Annotated in this window: 15 protein-coding genes and 4 pseudogenes; 11 read left to right on the forward strand and 8 right to left on the reverse strand. The window is 62.5% G+C overall.

Translation table 11 applies throughout. From position 1 onward, the window contains the following. Positions 1–36 precede the first annotated feature (36 nt). From thrS to AC27KI_RS04005, 3 genes and pseudogenes are all read right to left on the reverse strand, one after another. Positions 37–1957: pseudogene (gene thrS, locus AC27KI_RS03995) on the reverse strand (threonine--tRNA ligase). Positions 1958–2225: 268 nt separating this feature from the next. Next, on the reverse strand, positions 2226–3545 hold the full coding sequence (gene aceA / locus AC27KI_RS04000) for an isocitrate lyase (RefSeq protein ID WP_487087844.1): 1320 nt from the start codon (positions 3543–3545) through the stop codon (positions 2226–2228). 248 nt (positions 3546–3793) lie between these two features. Next, positions 3794–4222: a gamma-glutamylcyclotransferase family protein gene (locus tag AC27KI_RS04005; RefSeq protein ID WP_487087846.1), complete on the reverse strand. Its 429-nt coding sequence runs from the start codon at positions 4220–4222 to the stop codon at positions 3794–3796. 49 nt (positions 4223–4271) lie between these two features. On the opposite strand from AC27KI_RS04005, the gene AC27KI_RS04010 reads away from it, so the two are divergent. After that, complete coding sequence (locus tag AC27KI_RS04010; protein WP_487087848.1) at positions 4272–5252, forward strand: DMT family transporter; 981 nt, start codon at positions 4272–4274, stop codon at positions 5250–5252. Positions 5253–5273: 21 nt separating this feature from the next. Here AC27KI_RS04010 and AC27KI_RS04015 read toward each other — a convergent pair whose 3' ends face one another. Continuing rightward, a complete protein-coding gene (locus tag AC27KI_RS04015) occupies positions 5274–5765 on the reverse strand; it encodes an Lrp/AsnC family transcriptional regulator (protein WP_487087850.1) in 492 nt (163 codons plus the stop codon). Positions 5766–5858: 93 nt separating this feature from the next. On the opposite strand from AC27KI_RS04015, the gene yedA reads away from it, so the two are divergent. The 7 genes and pseudogenes from yedA to hemP all read left to right on the forward strand — a co-directional run bounded on the left by yedA (position 5859) and on the right by hemP (position 10054). Further along, positions 5859–6782, forward strand: a complete 924-nt coding sequence (gene yedA, locus AC27KI_RS04020) for a drug/metabolite exporter YedA (protein WP_487087852.1) — start codon at positions 5859–5861, stop codon at positions 6780–6782. A 223-nt stretch (positions 6783–7005) separates the two neighbouring features. Continuing rightward, positions 7006–7314 carry an SWIB/MDM2 domain-containing protein gene (locus AC27KI_RS04025; protein ID WP_272552302.1) on the forward strand — a complete coding sequence of 103 codons (309 nt, stop codon included), beginning with the start codon at positions 7006–7008 and terminating at the stop codon, positions 7312–7314. A 213-nt stretch (positions 7315–7527) separates the two neighbouring features. Beyond that, positions 7528–7800 (forward strand): (2Fe-2S)-binding protein, encoded by a 273-nt coding sequence (locus AC27KI_RS04030; RefSeq protein WP_317358716.1) that lies wholly within the window; start codon positions 7528–7530, stop codon positions 7798–7800. A 97-nt stretch (positions 7801–7897) separates the two neighbouring features. Beyond that, positions 7898–8600, forward strand: a pseudogene (locus AC27KI_RS04035) (energy transducer TonB). 15 nt (positions 8601–8615) lie between these two features. Further along, entirely contained in the window at positions 8616–9332 is a 717-nt protein-coding gene (locus tag AC27KI_RS04040) for a MotA/TolQ/ExbB proton channel family protein (protein WP_092745016.1), read from the forward strand. 5 nt (positions 9333–9337) lie between these two features. Beyond that, positions 9338–9745 (forward strand): ExbD/TolR family protein, encoded by a 408-nt coding sequence (locus tag AC27KI_RS04045; protein WP_284430805.1) that lies wholly within the window; start codon positions 9338–9340, stop codon positions 9743–9745. 90 nt (positions 9746–9835) lie between these two features. Then, positions 9836–10054 carry a hemin uptake protein HemP gene (gene hemP / locus AC27KI_RS04050; RefSeq protein WP_092745014.1) on the forward strand — a complete coding sequence of 73 codons (219 nt, stop codon included), beginning with the start codon at positions 9836–9838 and terminating at the stop codon, positions 10052–10054. A 212-nt stretch (positions 10055–10266) separates the two neighbouring features. On the opposite strand, the gene AC27KI_RS04055 is transcribed toward hemP, so the two are convergent. Next, entirely contained in the window at positions 10267–10674 is a 408-nt protein-coding gene (locus AC27KI_RS04055; protein WP_092745095.1) for a GlcG/HbpS family heme-binding protein, read from the reverse strand. Between the two features lie 222 nt (positions 10675–10896). Here AC27KI_RS04055 and AC27KI_RS04060 point away from each other — a divergent pair. Together AC27KI_RS04060 and AC27KI_RS04065 are read left to right on the forward strand one after the other, a co-directional pair. Then, positions 10897–11590 (forward strand): annotated as a pseudogene (locus tag AC27KI_RS04060) (Bax inhibitor-1/YccA family protein). Between the two features lie 156 nt (positions 11591–11746). Beyond that, positions 11747–12127 (forward strand): hypothetical protein, encoded by a 381-nt coding sequence (locus AC27KI_RS04065; RefSeq protein ID WP_487087859.1) that lies wholly within the window; start codon positions 11747–11749, stop codon positions 12125–12127. Between the two features lie 34 nt (positions 12128–12161). Here AC27KI_RS04065 and rlmD read toward each other — a convergent pair whose 3' ends face one another. The 3 genes and pseudogenes from rlmD to AC27KI_RS04080 form a co-directional block, all read right to left on the reverse strand. Continuing rightward, positions 12162–13601 (reverse strand): 23S rRNA (uracil(1939)-C(5))-methyltransferase RlmD, encoded by a 1440-nt coding sequence (rlmD, locus tag AC27KI_RS04070; RefSeq protein ID WP_487087861.1) that lies wholly within the window; start codon positions 13599–13601, stop codon positions 12162–12164. A gap of 44 nt (positions 13602–13645) precedes the next feature. Next, a pseudogene (locus tag AC27KI_RS04075) lies at positions 13646–13959 on the reverse strand (hypothetical protein). 112 nt (positions 13960–14071) lie between these two features. Next, positions 14072–14548, reverse strand: coding sequence for an Lrp/AsnC ligand binding domain-containing protein (locus AC27KI_RS04080; RefSeq protein WP_284430801.1), 477 nt, complete (start codon positions 14546–14548; stop codon positions 14072–14074). Between the two features lie 104 nt (positions 14549–14652). Between AC27KI_RS04080 and putA the strand changes: the two genes are divergently transcribed. Next, the coding region (putA, locus tag AC27KI_RS04085; protein ID WP_487112675.1) for a trifunctional transcriptional regulator/proline dehydrogenase/L-glutamate gamma-semialdehyde dehydrogenase at positions 14653–17838 on the forward strand (3186 nt) is incomplete at its 3' end.

Below are 17838 nucleotides of genomic sequence, written 5' to 3' on the forward strand. Positions count from 1 at the left end.
CAGCTCACGCGGGCTAAAGCCAAGTTTGACACCAAATCAAGCTTTAGAAGCGATGTCCTGGGCGATGAGCGCTACGAACGCTTCGAGGGACATCACACCGAGGTCTCGATTGCCCCGGGCGCGCACTGCGACAGCTCCTGCTGCCTTTTCTTTCTCACCGGCGACGATGATGTAAGGCAGCTTTTGCAACGAATGCTCTCGTATTTTATACGTAATCTTTTCGTTACGCAGGTCAAGCGCCACCCTAAGGTCTTGATTCGGCAGTGCTTTTTGAAGCTTTGCGGCGATTTCACGACAGTAATCGTCCTGTGCACCCGTGATGTTCAGCACGGCCACCTGCACTGGAGCCAACCAGACTGGCAATGCGCCTGCGTGCTGTTCGATCAGAATTCCGATGAAGCGTTCCAGGCTGCCAACGATGGCACGGTGCAAAACGATGGGGCGATGCCGGGCACCATCTTCTCCCACGTATTCGGCACCCAGCCGCTCAGGCATGGAAGGATCGACCTGAATGGTGCCGCATTGCCAGTGACGGCCAATGGCATCGCGCAAGGTGTACTCCAGCTTGGGGCCGTAGAAAGCGCCGTCACCAACGGCGATTTGATAGTCGCAGCCAGAGGCTTTCAGGCTTTCAATCAGTGCATTCTCTGCCTTGTCCCAGCTTTCTTCGGAGCCGATGCGCTTTTCGGGACGCGTGGCGACTTTGTAGATGATGTCGGTGAAGCCAAAGTCTTTATAGACCTTTTGCAGCAGCGTCGTGAAGTTGATGCACTCCTGCTGGATCTGCTCTTCGGTGCAGAAGATGTGTCCATCATCCTGGGTGAACGCACGCACGCGCATGATTCCATGCAGGCCGCCCGTCGGCTCATTGCGATGGCACTGACCGAACTCGCCGAAGCGCAAAGGCAGATCGCGATAGCTCTTAACGCCTTGGTTGAAGATCAGGATGTGCCCAGGGCAGTTCATCGGTTTGAGCGCGTAGTCGTGCTTTTCGCTCTCCGTCGTGAACATGTTCTCGCGGTACTTGTCCCAGTGCCCCGTTTTTTCCCACAGGTGCTTGTCCAGGATTTGCGGGCCTTTCACCTCCTGATAGCCGTTGTCGCGATACACCTGACGCATGTACTGTTCGACGCCCTGCCAGATCGTCCAACCTTTGGGGTGCCAGAAAACGGTACCGGGCGAGTGCTCGTCGATGTGGAACAGGTCCAGCTCTCTGCCGAGGCGGCGGTGATCGCGTTTTTTCGGCCTCCTCGATGCGTTTGACGTATGCATCCAAGTCTTTCTTGTCGGCCCACGCAGTACCGTAGACGCGCTGCAATTGCTCGTTCTTGGCATCGCCACGCCAGTACGCACCGGACACCCGGGTCAGCTTGAAGACTTTCAGGAATCGCGTGTTGGGCACGTGGGGGCCACGGCACATGTCCACGTACTCCTGGTGGTAGTACAGACCCATGGCCTTCTCTTCGGGCATGTCCTCCACAAGGCGCAGCTTGTAGTCTTCCCCACGCGCCTTGAACACCTCGATCACCTCGTCCCGCGGGGTCATCTTCTTGATCACGTCGTAGTCCTGCGCAATCAGCTCCTTCATGCGCTGCTCGATGGCAGCGATGTCGTCGGGCGTGAAGGGGCGCTCATAGGCGATGTCGTAGTAAAAGCCTTCGTCGATGACGGGGCCAATGACCATCCGGGCCGTCGGATAGAGTTGCTTTACGGCGTGGCCGACCAAGTGAGCGCAGGAGTGGCGGATGATCTCCACGCCTTCCTCATCGCGCGGCGTGATGATTTGCAGGCGGGCATCGTGGTCGATCACATCGCTGGCATCCACCAAGCGCCCATCCACTTTGCCTGCCACCGTCATCTTGGCCAGTCCTGGACCGATGGACTGGGCCACCTCTGCCACCGTCACCGGGCCAGGATATTCGCGTTGAGAATTGTCGGGGAGCGTGATCTGAATCATTGAAGAATCCTTGTCGAGGGGGTGGCGCGCGGTGCCACAAAGCAAAAAGCGCGGAACGAAGTCCGCGCTTTTGGAAGAAGAGTGCAAATCTGTGCAGGCGCGAACAGGCAGCCTTAAAGGCCGGTCAACATCTCCGTTGTAGTTCGCGGTGTCATAACCAGATGTGCCTTTCTCGCTCTTGTGCTGATGGGTGGTCGCGGGATTCTAACCTGCCCCCAATGGAAAAAGCCTGGGGCCTTGACGCCCCAGGCCCATCGACAGCGCCAGGTCAGTGGAACTGCTCTTCTTCGGTCGAACCCGTGAGTGCCGTCACGCTGGATTTGCCACTCTGGATCACCGTGGTCACGTCGTCGAAATAACCGGTGCCCACTTCTTGCTGGTGCGACACGAAGGTGTAGCCACGCTCGCGTGCCGCGAATTCAGGCTCCTGCACCTTCTCGACATAGGCCGACATGCCGCGCTTCACATAATCCTGCGCCAGATCGAACATGTTGAACCACATGCTGTGTATGCCGGCCAGCGTGATGAACTGGTACTTGTAGCCCATGGCGCCCAATTCGCGCTGGAACTTGGCGATGGTGGCATCGTCGAGGTTCTTCTTCCAGTTGAATGATGGCGAACAGTTGTACGCCAACAGTTTGCCGGGATGCTTGGCATGCACGGCATCCGCAAACTTCTTCGCGAACTCCAAGTCCGGCGTGCCCGTCTCGCACCACACCAGATCCGCGTAATCCGCATACGCAACGGCGCGGCTGATGGCCTGATCCAAGCCCTTCTTGGTCTTGTAGAAACCTTCGGCCGTGCGCTCACCCGTCAGGAACGGCTTGTCATTGGCGTCGTAATCGCTCGTGATCAGGTCGGCGGCCTCCGCATCGGTCCGCGCGATCACCAGGGTCGGCACGCCGTAGACGTCTGCAGCCATGCGTGCAGCAATCAACTTCTGCACTGCCTCCTGGGTGGGAACCAGCACCTTGCCGCCCATGTGGCCACACTTCTTCACAGACGCCAACTGATCTTCGAAATGCACACCGCCGGCCCCCGCGCGGATCATGGCCTTCATCAACTCGTAAGCGTTCAACACGCCACCGAAGCCTGCCTCCGCGTCGGCCACGATGGGCGCGTAGTAGTCGACAAAGCCTGCGTCGCCAGGATTGGCCCCTTTGGACCACTGAATTTCATCGGCGCGGGTGAAAGCGTTGTTGATGCGCTCCACCACCTTCGGCACCGAATCGACGGGATACAGCGACTGGTCGGGGTACATCGCCGCGTATTCATTGTTGTCTGCCGCGACCTGCCAGCCCGACAGGTAGATCGCCTTGATGCCGGCCTTGACTTGCTGCATGGCCTGGCCTCCCGTGAGCGCGCCCAGGCAGTTCACATAAGGTTCGTTGTTGACCAAACCCCACAGTTTTTCGGCACCACGCCGTGCCAGCGTGTATTCCACCTGGAAGGAGCCCCGAAGACGAACAACATCCGCAGCGCTGTAGCCGCGCTTGATGCCCTTCCAACGCGGGTTCTGTGCCCAGTCTTTTTCAAGGGCGGCAATTTGCTGTTCGCGGCTGAGCTGTTCATTGAAGGATTGCGGCATAAGTCACTCCGTGGGTTGGTTGATAAGCCGGGCTGCAAGAGGCCGCCCTTGGAGATCACTTTAAGTCTTGTACAAGACTTGATCAAGCTCTTATGTCTTATATAAGAGATAAAATTTATTGTTTTAAATCAACAACTTATTCACACCATCTCTTATTGCGAAATTTAATTTCTCATATCAAGAAATTTTTCCGCAGCGCAGCATCATGTATTTTTGTAATGTGAAAATCAAATTTTGCGATACAAAAATCAGGTTTGGCGATCGGTCATCCAGTCGCCATGCACGATCCGGGTGGCGTTCTTCAAGTATTCGGAATTGATTTCATACACCAGGCATTCCAGTTCCTGCCCTCCGACAGAGACCGAGATCTCCCGTTTTTCGTACTCGCCATTGGGTTTGGGCAGCAGCCCCTCGATTTCGTCCAACTGGATCTCCAGTTCGGGCGAAATCGCATAGACCTCCCCGTGCACCGAAAAATCGCCCGGCTCCCGCACGTCCGCCAAATGCAGCGCAATGCCGGGATAGGCACCGAGGTCGTACAGCGTTCCGCAGACGGTGGCCTCCCCCAGGAAGGTCGCGCGGGGCGTCAAACGGGTGATGTCATTGCTGCCACCACGGCGCAAGGTGCCATAGACAAAAACGTAGCGTGAAAAAGGATGAAGGGTTTCGTCGGGCATGATGGCGCGCTCCAGGGTACTACCCGCAAAGTCTAGCCAACACGCGAACATGCCAAGCCGCCCCATCGCCTATCTCTGCCTTGCATTGAGCATGTCGCTCGTGGGCAGCTATGTCGCCTTGTCCAAGCCACTGGCGGCCGCGCTACCGGTCTTCCTGCTGGCCTGGATGCGGTTCGGCATTGGGGGATTGGGAATGATCCACTGGCTCAAGAAACCGGCGGATGAGGGCCCGATGACACCGCAGGTGCGGCGCCTGCTGTTTCTCGAGTCTTTTCTGGGTAACTTCCTCTTCACCCTTTGCATGATCTCGGGCGTGAGTCTCACCAGCGCCGTATCGGCAGGGGTGACGATGGCCGGAATACCTGCCGCAGTGGCAGTCATGAGCTGGTTCTTCCTGAAGGAAAAGGTCTCTGCGCGGACCTGGATCGCGGTCGGGTGCGCCGTCGTCGGCATCGCGCTCTTTTCGCTATCAAATTCAGAGCATCACACCCAATTAAATTCCCGGCATGAGGGCGAAAACGCTCCCAATCTGGTTTGGCTTGGGCAATTGCTCTTGCTGGGCGCCGTTCTGTGCGAGGCAGCCTATTCGGTCATCGGCAAGAAACTGACGGGCACGCTGGGGCCGCGCCGAATCACTTCGTTGATCAACCTTTGGGGATTCGCGCTGGCAACCCCCATGGGACTGTACGCAGCATGGCATTTTGACTTTGCCAGCCTCACACCCGGTCTTTGGACGTTGCTCGTCTTCTACGCACTGGCCGCGAGCATGTGGACCGTGTGGCTGTGGATGACGGGGCTCAAGGCGGTGCCTGCTGCACAAGGCGGCGTCTTTACCGTGATGTTGCCCATCAGCGCGGCGTTGGTGGGGGTACTGGTGCTCGGAGAGCGCCTTGCCCCGGTTCAACTGATCGCTTTCGGTATTGCGATCGCCAGCGTCGTCCTGGCCACGCTTCCTGAAAAATCTTCAGTGCGCCAGCGTTCATCCGAAGCCAATGCCAAAGCGATGGACTCGCAATCACCTCGGCATTGATTCCGCCTTCTGCTCCAGGGGCTAACGCCCTGTCACTTTGCGGATGGGGGGCTTGATGCTTTCGCGCCGCGCCGGCAACACCTGCGCGTGCTCGCGAGGGGCGTTGAGCACGATGCACGTGGAGGTTTCCGCCAGCAGGCAGAACCCCGTCACTACAGCATCCAGATGGCTGACATCGATCACTGCGATTTCCAGAACCCAGCTGTCTTCCCCCGTGACGTTGTAGGCATTCAAGACCTCGGGCGTCTCTTCGATCAGTCGAACCACCCGGGCATATTCCGCCCGGCCCACGCGGATGATGGCGCGAATGCCATAGCCCAAACGGGCGTAATCCAGACGAACGCCGTAGCCCCGGATCACCCCCGAAGCTTCCAGTTTGCGAACCCTCTCGGTCACTGCAGGCTGGCTGAGGTGCACCCGGCGGCCCAGTTCGGCCATCGAAATGCGGGCATCCTGCTGCAATTCAGCAAGGATTCTGCTGTCGTGCGCATCCAATTGAGAAACGTCGGTCATGGTGGTATTTAACCATTGAAACAAAGGCAATCTATATTTCCAGCCTTTCAAATGCCATGGAAAAGCACGCTCAGCCTGCATAGCATTTGCGGCATGACTTCACTTTCCACCTCCCCCGCCAGCCCTGCTGCACGCAGCCTCCCCACGGTGCTGCTCCTGGCCCTTTTGGCCTGCTATCTCATCTGGGGCTCGACCTATCTGGCCATCCAGCTGGCCCTCAAAAGCTTTCCACCGTTTTTCCAGATGGGCACCCGCTTTCTCGCTGCAGGCACACTGCTGATGGCATGGGTGGCGTGGCGCAAGCCCCAAAGCGGCAGCGCACCGAAGCTGCCGACGAAGCGGCAATGGATGCATGCCCTCATCGTCGGCGCTCTGATGCTGGGCGGCGGGATGGGGCTAACGGCCACCGCCAGCGTGCACGTCGGCTCCGGCCTCATCGCAGCCTGCGTGGCCGTGGTGCCGATGATGATCGCCGCATGGGGACTCTTGTGGGGAAGGCGTCCGACCCGTGGCGAGACGGTGGGCATGCTGCTGGGGGCCCTGGGTGTGTTGGTACTGGTGCAAGGTGCCAGCTTTTCCGCATCCCCTCTCAGCATGGTCTGCATCCTCGCGGCGACCTTGTGCTGGTCTTTGGGGTCTGTGCTGTCCACCACGCGCTTTCCGCTGGCCGACGGAGCCAGTGGTTTCGCCAGCGAAATGCTGTGCGGAGGCGCTGTGCTGATGGCCGTCTCCCTGGCGCTGGGCGAGAAGCCCGCGTGGCCGCCGCGACCCGAAGCCTTGCTGGCATGGCTCTACCTGGTGACGCTGGGCTCGCTGGTGGGATTCAGCGCCTACCTTTATCTGCTGCGCCATGCGACGCCGGCACTGGCATCGAGTTACGCCTTCGTCAACCCGCTCATTGCCTTGCTGCTCGGCAGCGCCATCGCTGGCGAGCATCTGACCGCCGGCGAATGGGGCGCCTGCGCGTTGATCCTGTCCGCGGTCGCGGCCATTTTCGTCTCGCGGCGATCGCGCTGAGATCGCAGCCGATGCGCCACCGAAGATCGTGCGCATCCCATTGCAATGGCGGTGACGGGCGCCAGCACCGTGGCGCTTGCGCGGTAGCCAAGCAACAAATGGAGGCAAAAAAAAGCCCTGCCTCGCTTGGAAACGCGTTTTTTTCCCAGTAGCATCTGCGGGCCAGTGGAGAAGCAGGTTTTCGCTGGTGACGATATTTCACTTCCAACAAGGAAAACCCAACATGGCAACTGCAAAGAAAGCGCCGGCCTCCGAAGCCAAGGCCGCAGCTCCCGCGAAGAAGCGCACCCCGAACGCCGCTTTCATGAAAGCCCTTACGCCCAGCCCTGCCCTGGCTGCCGTCGTGGGCTCCACGCCCTTGCCCCGCACCGAGATCATCAGCAAGCTGTGGGTCTACATCAAGGCCAACGACCTGCAAGACGCCAGCAACAAGCGCATGATCAATGCCGACGCCAAGCTCAAGGAAGTGTTCGGCAAGCCCCAGGTTTCCATGTTCGAAATGGCTGGCCTGATCGGTAAACACGTGAAGTAAGCATTCCATCGTCTGCACGTTCAGCAGGCGGCGAATGAAAAACGAAGCCGGCACCACTGCCGGCTTTTTTTCGCCTGGGCCACCGGGAACCCATGTGCTGCCGGTGTGTCAATCCACTGCTTTTCAACAAGCAAGAAACCAAAGGATTGCAAATGCGATGAATTCGCATTTATAATACCCCATTGTCAACAGCCAGCCAACACTGCCTGCACCATGATCGTTTGTGTCTGCCACCGGGTTTCTGACCGCGAAATTGCACGCCATGCACATGCTGGCATGAGTTTCGACGAGATCCAGTTCGAGCTGGGCGTGGCCACCCAATGCGGCCGTTGCGAAAGCTGCGCACGGGATGTCGTGGCCCAATGCAGCGTTTCGCATCCGGTCGCCGCGCTGCACAAAGAGATCGCCTCGCAGACGATCCAGCTTGCCAACTCCATCCTGGAAAGCAAAGCATGGAACTGCTCTCAACCCTCGCAGGCAGCCTGATTCTCGTCATCGGCTCCGTGTGGTGGATCTTCCGTAAGTAACTTGGCCTTCTAGGCATCTGGCGCTTGTCCTGTGGGCGTTGGCAGCTATCATTTTTATGTCCCAATTTGATCGATATGGCTCCTCACGGGGTGTGAGCCGCAACGCCGTGATCGCAGGCTCCGTCGTGCTGCTGCACGTGGCCGGGTTGTGGGCACTGCAGTCGGGGCTGCTGCGCAAAGCCGCAGAGGTCATCGTGCCTGCCGAGGTACTGAGCGAATTCATCACGCCGCCAGCGCCCCCTGCTCCACCCGTTCCACCGCCACCCAAGCCGGCGCCGCCGCCTCCGCCAAAACCAGCCCCCAAAGCGCCTGCCCCGCGTCCGGCGCCCATGCCGGTGGCCATTCCCGACCCCACGCCTGCGCCCAATGCGCCCACCGGGATTACCGAACCCCAGCCGCCTGCGCCCCCCATCGCGGCACCCATGGCGCCCCCCTGCACCGCCGCCCGCTCCTCCCGCGCCGCCAGCCCCTCCCAAGATCGAGTTGCCTTCCAGCGATGCGGCCTACCTGAACAATCCCAGGCCGACCTACCCCGCCATCAGCAAGCGGCTGGGTGAACAAGGCAAGGTCGTGTTGCGTGTGCTCATCGGCACGGACGGGCTTCCGCAGAAGGTGGAAATCAACAAGTCCAGCGGCTTCGACCGGCTGGACCGCCAGGCGCAGGACGCCGTGATGCGCTGGCGCTTCGTGCCGGGCAAACGCAACGGCGAGCCCGAGACCATGTGGAACCTGGTCCCCGTCAATTTTGTTCTCGAATAATTTTCAGGAGTTTTCATGGAATCGCATTTCGGCATTGCCAACGTTTGGATCCAGGGTGACTTTGTCACCCGCGCTGTTGCCGTGCTGTTGCTCGGCATGTCTCTGGCCTCCTGGATCGTCATCCTGATCAAGGCGATGGACATCTTCCGCTTCAAGAAACATGCGCGTGGTGCACGTGATTTCTGGCATAGCGAAGACTTCGCCGCCGGCCTGAGCAAGCTCGGCGACGACCCTGCCAACCCCTTCCGCCATCTGGCCCTGGAAGGACGCGAAGCCACGGCGCACCACCGCAATACCAAGGCGCATCTGCATGACAGCCTGGATGTAAGCGACTGGGTCACGCGCAGCCTGCGCAACTGCATCGACGAGTTCACGGCCCGCGTGCAATCGGGCCTGGCCGTGCTGGCCTCGGTCGGCTCGACCGCTCCGTTCATCGGCCTGTTCGGCACCGTCTGGGGCATCTACCACGCGCTGGTGGCGATCGGCACTTCGGGCCAATCGACCATCGACAAGGTGGCCGGCCCGATCGGCGAGGCACTGATCATGACGGCCCTCGGCTTGGCCGTGGCGATTCCTGCCGTGCTGGGCTACAACGCGCTGGTGCGGGGAAACAAGTCCATCCTGAACAACCTGAACAGCTTCGCGCATGACCTGCACGCCTACTTCGTGACGGGCGCACGCGTCAGCGCCCCTGGCGAACAAGCCAAGGTGCTGCCGATCAAGAAGGGCTGAAAACCATGTCTTTCGGAACCCAGGACGACTCCGACGAGGTGATGAACGAAATCAACATGACGCCGCTGGTGGACGTCATGCTGGTGCTGCTCATCATCTTCATCATCACGGTGCCAGTGATGAAGCACGCCGTGCCGGTGGACTTGCCACGTGCCTCCAATCAGCGCGAAGACGTCAAGCCCGAGACCATCCGCCTCAGTGTCACCGCCGATGGCAAATACCACTGGAACGAACTGACGATCAGCGACGACGAGCTCGAACCCCGCCTCAAGGCCGAAGCGGTCAAGGATCCGCAACCCGATCTGCACATCCGTGGCGACAAGGAGGTGCGCTATGAGCGCGTGGCACAGGCCATGTCTGCCGCCCAGCGGGCGGGCGTGCGCAAGATCGGGTTCGTGACCGAGCCCCAGTGATAAATATTTACAAGATAGGCGAGCGCGTCACTTGACTAACAATTGAGAATGGTTATCATTAACTCAATCGCAAAGCACAGAGGATTTCTCATGCACGCCAGTCTCAACGCCCTGCCTTCTTCGTCTTTTTTCGGCTCCGCCGTCTTTCAGGAGCGCGAGCCGTCCGGCGCCGCGCATCTGGCAAGCTCCGCACCGGCTGTCGATAGCCGGGAGCTGCTCAAAGGCCAGAAGACCGTGGCCATCTGCCATAACGGTTCGGTCTACCGCCTGCAGGCCACCAAGCTGGGCAAACTGATTCTGACCAAATAGGTTTCATCGTGGGGCGACTCCAGGGCACCTCAGTGCCTGAAGGGTCGTATTTGCCAGCCAACGGGTTGCCCGCGTAGCCAGGCTTTTTTTCTCACCACCCCAAAAACAAAACCGGCCCTAGAGGCCGGTTTTTTTATATGCCATGCGGATCCGGTGTCTGCCACGCGTCATGTCCACTACGGCATTGGCTGGGCATCCCGACCACCGCCGATTCAAAGGCCCAATGCGGCGATGCCTGCCTTGGCGATTTGCGCGTCTTCCGTCGATTTCACGCCACTCACCCCCACTGCGCCCAGGCACTGGCCGTCCTTCATGATGGGCACGCCGCCTTCCAGCAGGCCGTCGATGAATGGAGCACTCAGGAACGCGGTACGGCCACCGTTGACGATGTCTTCGTAGACCTTGCTTTCACGGCGTCCCAGCGCGGCCGTGCGGGCCTTCCCGGGAGCGATGTGGGACGACACCGGAGCGGCCCCATCCAGGCGCTGAAGGGACAGCAGATGCCCACCATCGTCCACGATGGCAATCGTGACCGCCCATTGGTTCTTGAGGGCTTCGGCCTCGGCCGCCGCAGCGATCTTCTTGACATCGGCGGCTTCGAGTTCGGGTTTGTTTTTCATGGCGGTAGCAGTCCAGTCCAGTTCAAATCAGGGAAGGCAGGGCCGATGGCCCAACGAAGTCCACGAGCATACCGGCTCCCCATGGCGGCGCTCTGCGGGCCCAAGGCAAAAGACTGCATCCTTAAAGTACGGGATCGAGAGAGGGTATTTGAAAGCGCCGAGATCGGCACCACCTAGAATTTGTACGTCTGCGCTGTGCAGGCCTCAAAGGAGAGATAGAAGATGAACGACCAAGTCACCACCCTGGGCTCAGCGGGATATGGGGTCTCGCAGGAGCAGCGGCAGAAAGTGCTGCGCAATACCTATTGGCTGCTTGCGCTGAGCATGCTGCCGACGGTGCTGGGCGCGTGGGTCGGCGTCGCCACCGGCATCACCCAGTCGCTGCGTGGCGGCGTCGGGCTGATCGTGTTCCTGGGTGGCGCTTTTCGCCTTCATGTATGCGATCGAGAAGACCAAGCACTCTGCTGCGGGCGTTCCCGTGCTGCTGGCCTTCACGTTCTTCATGGGGCTGATGCTGTCTCGCCTGATCGGGATGGTGCTGGGCTTCAAGAACGGTACCGATCTGATCATGACCGCCTTTGCCGGCACGGCAGGCGTGTTCTTCGTGATGGCCACCCTGGCCAGCGTGATCAAGCGCGATCTGTCAGGCATGGGCAAATGGCTGTTCGTGGGTGCGATGGTGCTCATGGTCGGCGCCATCATCAACGTGTTCGTCGGCTCTTCGGCCGGCATGATGGCAATCTCGGTCGCCGCCATCGGCATCTTCAGCGCCTACATGCTGTATGACCTCAAGCAGATCCTGGACGGTGGCGAGACCAACTACATCAGTGCCACGCTGGCCCTGTACCTGGACATCTTCAACGTGTTCCAAAGCCTGCTGGCCCTGCTGGGCATCGCGGGTGGCGAGCGCGATTGATGCGCTGCTCTGATTGAACGTTGACGTAAAAAAGGCCTCGCAAGAGGCCTTTTTTCATGGTGCGGGGGGTGTTGCATCAATGCGTTCGGGAATATTCCACGGAAAAGCAGGGCCTCGCCCTCAATCCTCCAGGCGCCGTGCCGATAATCAAACCACATGGCTCATTTTCCAGCCCCCCTCCTCCGTCCGCGCTACGCCGCGGCATCCCTGGCATTGGTGCTTTTGTCCGGCTGCGAGATTCCGGGCCTGGGACCCGATCCCCGAGTGGTTCAGAAGGAGGCCGAAGCCAAGGCGATCGGCGGCGCCTGCCGGCATGCGCTGCGCGGCCTGGAGGATTGCTTCACGCTGAACCCCAAGGCCGCCAAGGCCTCGGTCTTTGCCGGCTGGAAAGACATGGATCAATACATGCGTGACAACAAGCTCGAGGGCTCGCCCTCGGTGCTGGGCAAGCTGGAGGCCAAGCCCGATCGCGCCAGCCGCGGCGGTGAAGCCGGGGAGTCTGGCGAGTCCGGCGCCGCCTCCCGCAACCGCAGCTGACCGCCACACTGGTCAGCCCACATCGACTGCACCGTCAGGCGCGCTCGAACACCGCCATGCTCTCCACGTGTGCCGTGTGGGGAAACATGTTGACCACGCCCGCGGCCACGCACCGATATCCCGCCTGGTGCACCAGCAACCCCGCATCGCGTGCCAGCGTGGCCGGATTGCAGCTCACGTACACGATGCGTTGGGGTGGAACCCACCCTTCGGCCCCTGGCGGCAGCGCAGGCGCCTCTTCGGCACCCAGGCGTGCCTGGTGGATGTCCGCCAGGGCTTTGGCGAGGGCGAAGGCCCCTTCGCGGGGTGGGTCGACCAGCCACTTGTCCGCCACGCCATCGGCCACCAACATCTCCGGGGTCATTTCGAACAGATTCCTCGCGACGAAGTCCGTCGGGGCCAGGGGCTGTCCTTCGGCGGCCTGGGCCTGGTTGTAACGGTAGTTCTCGCGCGAACGGGCCACGAGGGCCTCGCTGCCTTCGATGCCCAGCACTTCGCGCGCCTGGGTGGCGATGGGCAGCGTGAAGTTGCCCAAGCCGCAGAACCAGTCGATCACCCGCTCCTCCTTGCGCGCGTCCAGCAGGCGCAAGGCACGCGACACCAGGACGCGGTTGATGTGCGGGTTCACCTGGGTGAAATCCGTGGGCTTGAACGGCATGGTGATGCCGAAGTCAGGCAGTGCATAGGACAGCTGCTCGCCCTCGGCATCCAGCAGCTTCACGGTATCGGGCCCCTTGGGCTGCAGCCACCACTGCACGCCCTGCTCGGCCGCAAAGGCACGCAGCTTGGCCAGGTCGTCCTCGCTCAGGGGTTCCAGGTGCCGCAGGACGAGGGCGGTGACGTGGTCGCCGCAGGCCAGCTCGATCTGGGGGCAGGTGTCGCGGGCCTCCATGGAGGCAATCAGGGCGCGCAATGGCACCAGCATGGCGCTCACATGGGGCGGCAGCACGGGGCAGACCTCCATGTCGGCGACGTAGCGGCTCTTGCGCTCGTGGAAGCCGACGAGCACCTGGCCTTTCTTGATCACGTAACGGACCGAGAGACGCGCACGGTAGCGGTATCCCCAGGCCGGGCCTTCGATGGGCCGCATGATGGTCTCGGCCTTGACCTTGCCCAGGTGCCAGAGGTTGTCCTCCAGCACCCGCTGCTTCACGGCCACCTGGGCGGCCACGTGCAGGTGCTGCATCTTGCAGCCGCCGCAGGCCCCGGCATGCAGGCCGAAATGCGGGCAGCCCGGGCGCACGCGTTGCGACGATTCGCGGTGGATTGCCGTGAGGCTGGCCTGCTCCCAGTTGTTCTTCTTGCGGTGGGTATTGGCCGTGACGAGTTCCAGGGGCAAGGCGCCGTCGATGAAGACGACCTTGCCATCGGGCTTGCGGGCCACGCCCTGGGCGTCCATGTCCATGGACGTGACTTCCAGCCAGCCTTGCGGCCATTCGTTCGTGGGGATCGGTGTTTCTGTGGGGTCGCTCATCCCCCGATTGTCTCAGGCCGGGCCGCCCTTCCCGGCGCGAGGCGTCAGCTGCGGTCGGCGCGTGCGCGGCGCGGCGTGACGGGCAGCGCTTGCACCGAAGCGCCGCCCATGGATGCAGACACGGGAAGCCGGTTGATCTCCAATTCGCAGCCGTAGTTGTCCAGCGTGAACACCAGCGTGCCGCCGGGAACCACGCGGGGAAGCGTTTCGTGCACTTGGCGGGCCAGGTCCACCGGAGGCCGTTGCGAGCGGTAAATCACCTGCTGGTCGCGCCATAGACGAGGTAGCAGGCGGCAGACGCGCCCTGGGAGAAAAAGCCGGCCAGGAGCGCGGCGGCGGCATAGCGGATGACTGGCATGGGTGGATCCCTTCCTCGGTGCGTTATCGCAGATGAATGGCGCCGATTATTGCGGACTTCATGCCACGGCGGATCAGCGATGGGAGCCCTGGTGCGACAGACGGCGCCCCGTTCAGCCCAGATTCAGGTGGGTGGAGTGCTTGACCTCCTCCATGACGGCGTAGGTTCGCGTCTCGCGCACGCCGGGCAGTTGCCAGAGCACATGGCCGGCAAATTCGCGGTAGGCCGTCATGTCGGCAGAGCGGGTTTTGAGCAGGTAGTCGAACCCGCCCGCCACCATGTGGCACTCCAGGATCTCAGGGTGCACCTGCACCGCCGCCTTGAACTGGTCGAACACATTGGGGGTCGTGCGATCCAGCAACACCTCCACGAACACCAGCAGCCCCGCCCCGAGCTTGAGCGGATTGAGCCGCGCCTCGTAACCCAAGATGTATCCGTCGCGGGTGAGACGCTGCACGCGGGACAGCACGGCCGTGGGCGACAGGGCCACGCGCTCGGCCAGTTTGAGGTTCGCGATGCGTCCGTCTTCCTGCAGCGTTTTGAGGATGCGGCGATCGATGCGATCCAGGGAAGGTTCGGAGTCTTGCATCTTTGGATTTTTATTCTGTTCTATCGGGTTTTTTTGGAAAGTAATTCAAATTAATCGCTTGCATGATGCACAGACCTCCAGCTCACTGGGTCTCCTACGCCGCCATGTCCCTCTCCGCCGACTCTGCCGCACCCGAAACCAACGATTTCGCCTTTGCGCCCCGCCCACCGGACAGCCATCCGTTGCGCCACGCCATCACCGCCGCATACCGGCGGCCCGAGCCGCACGCACTGGCTCCCTTGCTGGATCTGGCGCGCCTGCCGGGCAGCGTGTCCGGAGACATCCAGGCGCTGGCCCTGCGCCTGGCCGACACGTTGCGCCATCGCAAGAGCGCTGGCGGACGCGCGGGCATCGTGCAGGGCTTGCTGCAGGAGTTCGCCCTGTCTTCACAAGAAGGGGTTGCGCTCATGTGCCTGGCCGAGGCCCTGCTGCGCATTCCCGACAGTGCAACGCGCGACGCGTTGATCCGCGACAAGATCCGCTCGGGCGACTGGGAACCCCACCTGGGCAAAAGCCCCTCGCTGTTCGTGAATGCCGCCACCTGGGGGCTGCTGCTCACCGGCAAGCTCGTGGCCACGCACAGCGAGCGCGGCCTGACCTCCGCGCTGCGTCGCCTGACCGCCAAGGGCGGCGAGCCCCTCATCCGCAAGGGCGTGGACATGGCGATGCGCATGATGGGCGAGCAGTTCGTCACGGGCGAAACGATCGAACAGGCGCTGTCCAACGCCCGCGCGATGGAGGCACAGGGCTTTCGCTACTCCTACGACATGCTGGGCGAGGCCGCGCTGACCGCTGACGATGCGGCGCGCTACCTGCGTTCCTACGTGGAGGCGATCCATGCCATCGGCAAGGCATCCGCCGGCCGCGGGGTGTACGAGGGTCCCGGCATCTCGATCAAGCTGTCGGCGCTGCACCCGCGATACAGCCGGGCGCAATATGCCCGCGTGATGGACGAGCTGTACCCCAAGGTACTGCAACTGGTCGAGCTGGCCCGCCAGTACGACATCGGACTGAACATCGACGCCGAAGAGGCCGACCGGCTGGAGCTGTCGCTCGACCTGCTGGAGCGGCTGTGCCGCGCCCCGTCGCTGGCGGGCTGGAACGGCATCGGCTTCGTCATCCAGGCCTACCAGAAGCGCTGTCCGCACGTGATCGACTGGGTGATCGACCTGGCCCGCAACACCGGGCACCGCCTGATGATCCGCCTGGTCAAGGGCGCCTACTGGGACAGCGAGATCAAGCGCGCTCAACTGGACGGCCTGTCCGACTACCCGGTGTACACCCGCAAGGCCCACACCGACGTCTCCTACATCGCCTGCGCGCGCAAGCTGCTCGCCGCCACCGACATGGTGTACCCCCAGTTCGCCACGCACAACGCGCAGACGTTGGCCACCATTTACCAGCTCGCGGGCCCCAGCTACCAGCCTGGACAGTACGAGTTCCAGTGCCTGCACGGCATGGGCGAGCCGCTGTACGAGCAGGTGGTGGGCGCGCCATCGGACGGCAAGCTGGGCCGCCCCTGCCGCATCTACGCGCCGGTGGGCACGCACGAAACCTTGCTCGCCTACCTCGTGCGCCGATTGCTGGAAAACGGTGCCAACACCTCGTTCGTGAACCGCGTGGCCGACACCACGCTGGCGCTGGAATCGCTCGTGAGCGATCCCGTCGCCACGGTGGATGCCGCCGCGGCGGCGGAAGGCACCACCGCCCTGCCCCATCCCCGCATTCCGCTGCCCAAGGACCTGTACGGAGCCCGCCGCGCCAATTCGGCGGGGGTGGACCTGTCCAACGAATCCGTGCTGGCCCGGCTGTCGAATGCGCTGGCCGCTGAAAGGCAGCAGTTCTGGCAGGCCGAGCCCCTCATCGACGGGCCGGTGGCCGATGCAGGCACGACGCTGGCGGTGCGCAACCCTGCAGACCCCACCGATGTCGTGGGCCACGTGCAGGAGGCGACCGAGGCCGATGTGGACTGCGCGCTGCAGGCTGCCTGCGATGCCGGCCCCGCCTGGGCCGCCATGGCGCCCGGCGCACGGGCCGCTGCGCTGCGGCGCACCGCCGGACTGCTGGAGGCGGGCCTGCCCCAGCTGATGAGCCTGCTGATGCGCGAGGCCGGCAAGACCTGCGCCAACGCGGTGGCCGAAGTGCGCGAGGCGGTGGACTTCCTGCGCTACTACGCCGTGCAGACCGAGGGCCATTTCGACAACGAAACCCACCGCCCGCTCGGCCCCGTGGTCTGCATCAGCCCATGGAATTTTCCGCTCGCCATCTTCATGGGACAGGTGGCCGCCGCCCTGGCCGCCGGCAACACCGTGCTGGCCAAACCGGCGGAGCAAACCCCGCTGATCGCAGCCGAAGCCGTGCGCCTGCTGCATGAAGCAGGTGTGCCGAAGGGTGCGGTGCAACTGCTGCCAGGGCGTGGCGAGACGGTGGGCGCCCGGCTGGTGGGCGATGCCCGTGTGATGGGCGTGATGTTCACCGGTTCCACCGAAGTCGCGCGCATCCTGCAGCGCAGCGTGGCCGGACGGCTCGACGCGCAGGGCCGCCCGATTCCGCTGATTGCCGAAACCGGCGGGCAGAACGCGATGATCGTGGACTCCTCCGCGCTGGTGGAGCAGGTGGTGGGCGACGTGGTGGCCTCGGCCTTTGACAGCGCCGGCCAGCGCTGCTCCGCCCTGCGCGTGCTGTGCGTGCAGACCGATGCAGCCGACCGCGTGATCACCATGCTCAAGGGCGCCATGGCCGAGTTGACCGTGGGCGATCCCGGCCTGCTGGCGGTGGACGTGGGCCCGGTGATCGACGAAGAGGCCCGCGCCGTCATCGAGCAGCATGTGGCCACGCTGCGCGCCCAGGGGCGCGCCGTATTCCGCCCAACGGTGGATGCCGAAGTGCTGGCGCGCGGCACCTTCGTCGTCCCGACGCTGATCGAGCTGTCCAGCATCGGCGAGCTCAAGCGCGAAGTGTTCGGCCCCGTGCTGCACGTGGTGCGCTACGCCAGCGATGGGCTGGACACCCTGCTCGACCAGATCAACGCGACGGGCTACGGCCTCACGCAGGGACTGCACACGCGCATCGACGAGACGGTGGAGCGCGTGGTGCGCCGCGCGCACGCGGGCAATGTCTATGTGAACCGCAACATGGTGGGCGCCGTCGTGGGCGTACAGCCTTTCGGTGGCGAGGGGCTGTCGGGCACGGGTCCCAAGGCCGGCGGGCCGCTGTACCTGCTGCGCCTGCTGTCCCAGCACCCGGCCGACGCCGCGCGTGCCGCGATCGGCAGCACGGCCGCCGCCCCA

This window comes from Acidovorax sp. KPB24-03, from assembly GCF_057546605.1.

Excerpts from the sequence above, each read along its gene's own strand:
- aceA (WP_487087844.1), bottom strand. The coding sequence starts at position 3,545 with ATGCCGCAATCCTTCAATGAACAGCTCAGCCGCGAACAGCAAATTGCC.
- AC27KI_RS04005 (WP_487087846.1), bottom strand. The coding sequence starts at position 4,222 with ATGCCCGACGAAACCCTTCATCCTTTTTCACGCTACGTTTTTGTCTAT.
- AC27KI_RS04010 (WP_487087848.1), top strand. The coding sequence starts at position 4,272 with ATGCCAAGCCGCCCCATCGCCTATCTCTGCCTTGCATTGAGCATGTCG.
- AC27KI_RS04015 (WP_487087850.1), bottom strand. The coding sequence starts at position 5,765 with ATGACCGACGTTTCTCAATTGGATGCGCACGACAGCAGAATCCTTGCT.
- yedA (WP_487087852.1), top strand. The coding sequence starts at position 5,859 with ATGACTTCACTTTCCACCTCCCCCGCCAGCCCTGCTGCACGCAGCCTC.
- AC27KI_RS04025 (WP_272552302.1), top strand. The coding sequence starts at position 7,006 with ATGGCAACTGCAAAGAAAGCGCCGGCCTCCGAAGCCAAGGCCGCAGCT.
- AC27KI_RS04030 (WP_317358716.1), top strand. The coding sequence starts at position 7,528 with ATGATCGTTTGTGTCTGCCACCGGGTTTCTGACCGCGAAATTGCACGC.
- AC27KI_RS04040 (WP_092745016.1), top strand. The coding sequence starts at position 8,616 with ATGGAATCGCATTTCGGCATTGCCAACGTTTGGATCCAGGGTGACTTT.
- AC27KI_RS04045 (WP_284430805.1), top strand. The coding sequence starts at position 9,338 with ATGTCTTTCGGAACCCAGGACGACTCCGACGAGGTGATGAACGAAATC.
- hemP (WP_092745014.1), top strand. The coding sequence starts at position 9,836 with ATGCACGCCAGTCTCAACGCCCTGCCTTCTTCGTCTTTTTTCGGCTCC.
- AC27KI_RS04055 (WP_092745095.1), bottom strand. The coding sequence starts at position 10,674 with ATGAAAAACAAACCCGAACTCGAAGCCGCCGATGTCAAGAAGATCGCT.
- AC27KI_RS04065 (WP_487087859.1), top strand. The coding sequence starts at position 11,747 with ATGGCTCATTTTCCAGCCCCCCTCCTCCGTCCGCGCTACGCCGCGGCA.
- rlmD (WP_487087861.1), bottom strand. The coding sequence starts at position 13,601 with ATGAGCGACCCCACAGAAACACCGATCCCCACGAACGAATGGCCGCAA.
- AC27KI_RS04080 (WP_284430801.1), bottom strand. The coding sequence starts at position 14,548 with ATGCAAGACTCCGAACCTTCCCTGGATCGCATCGATCGCCGCATCCTC.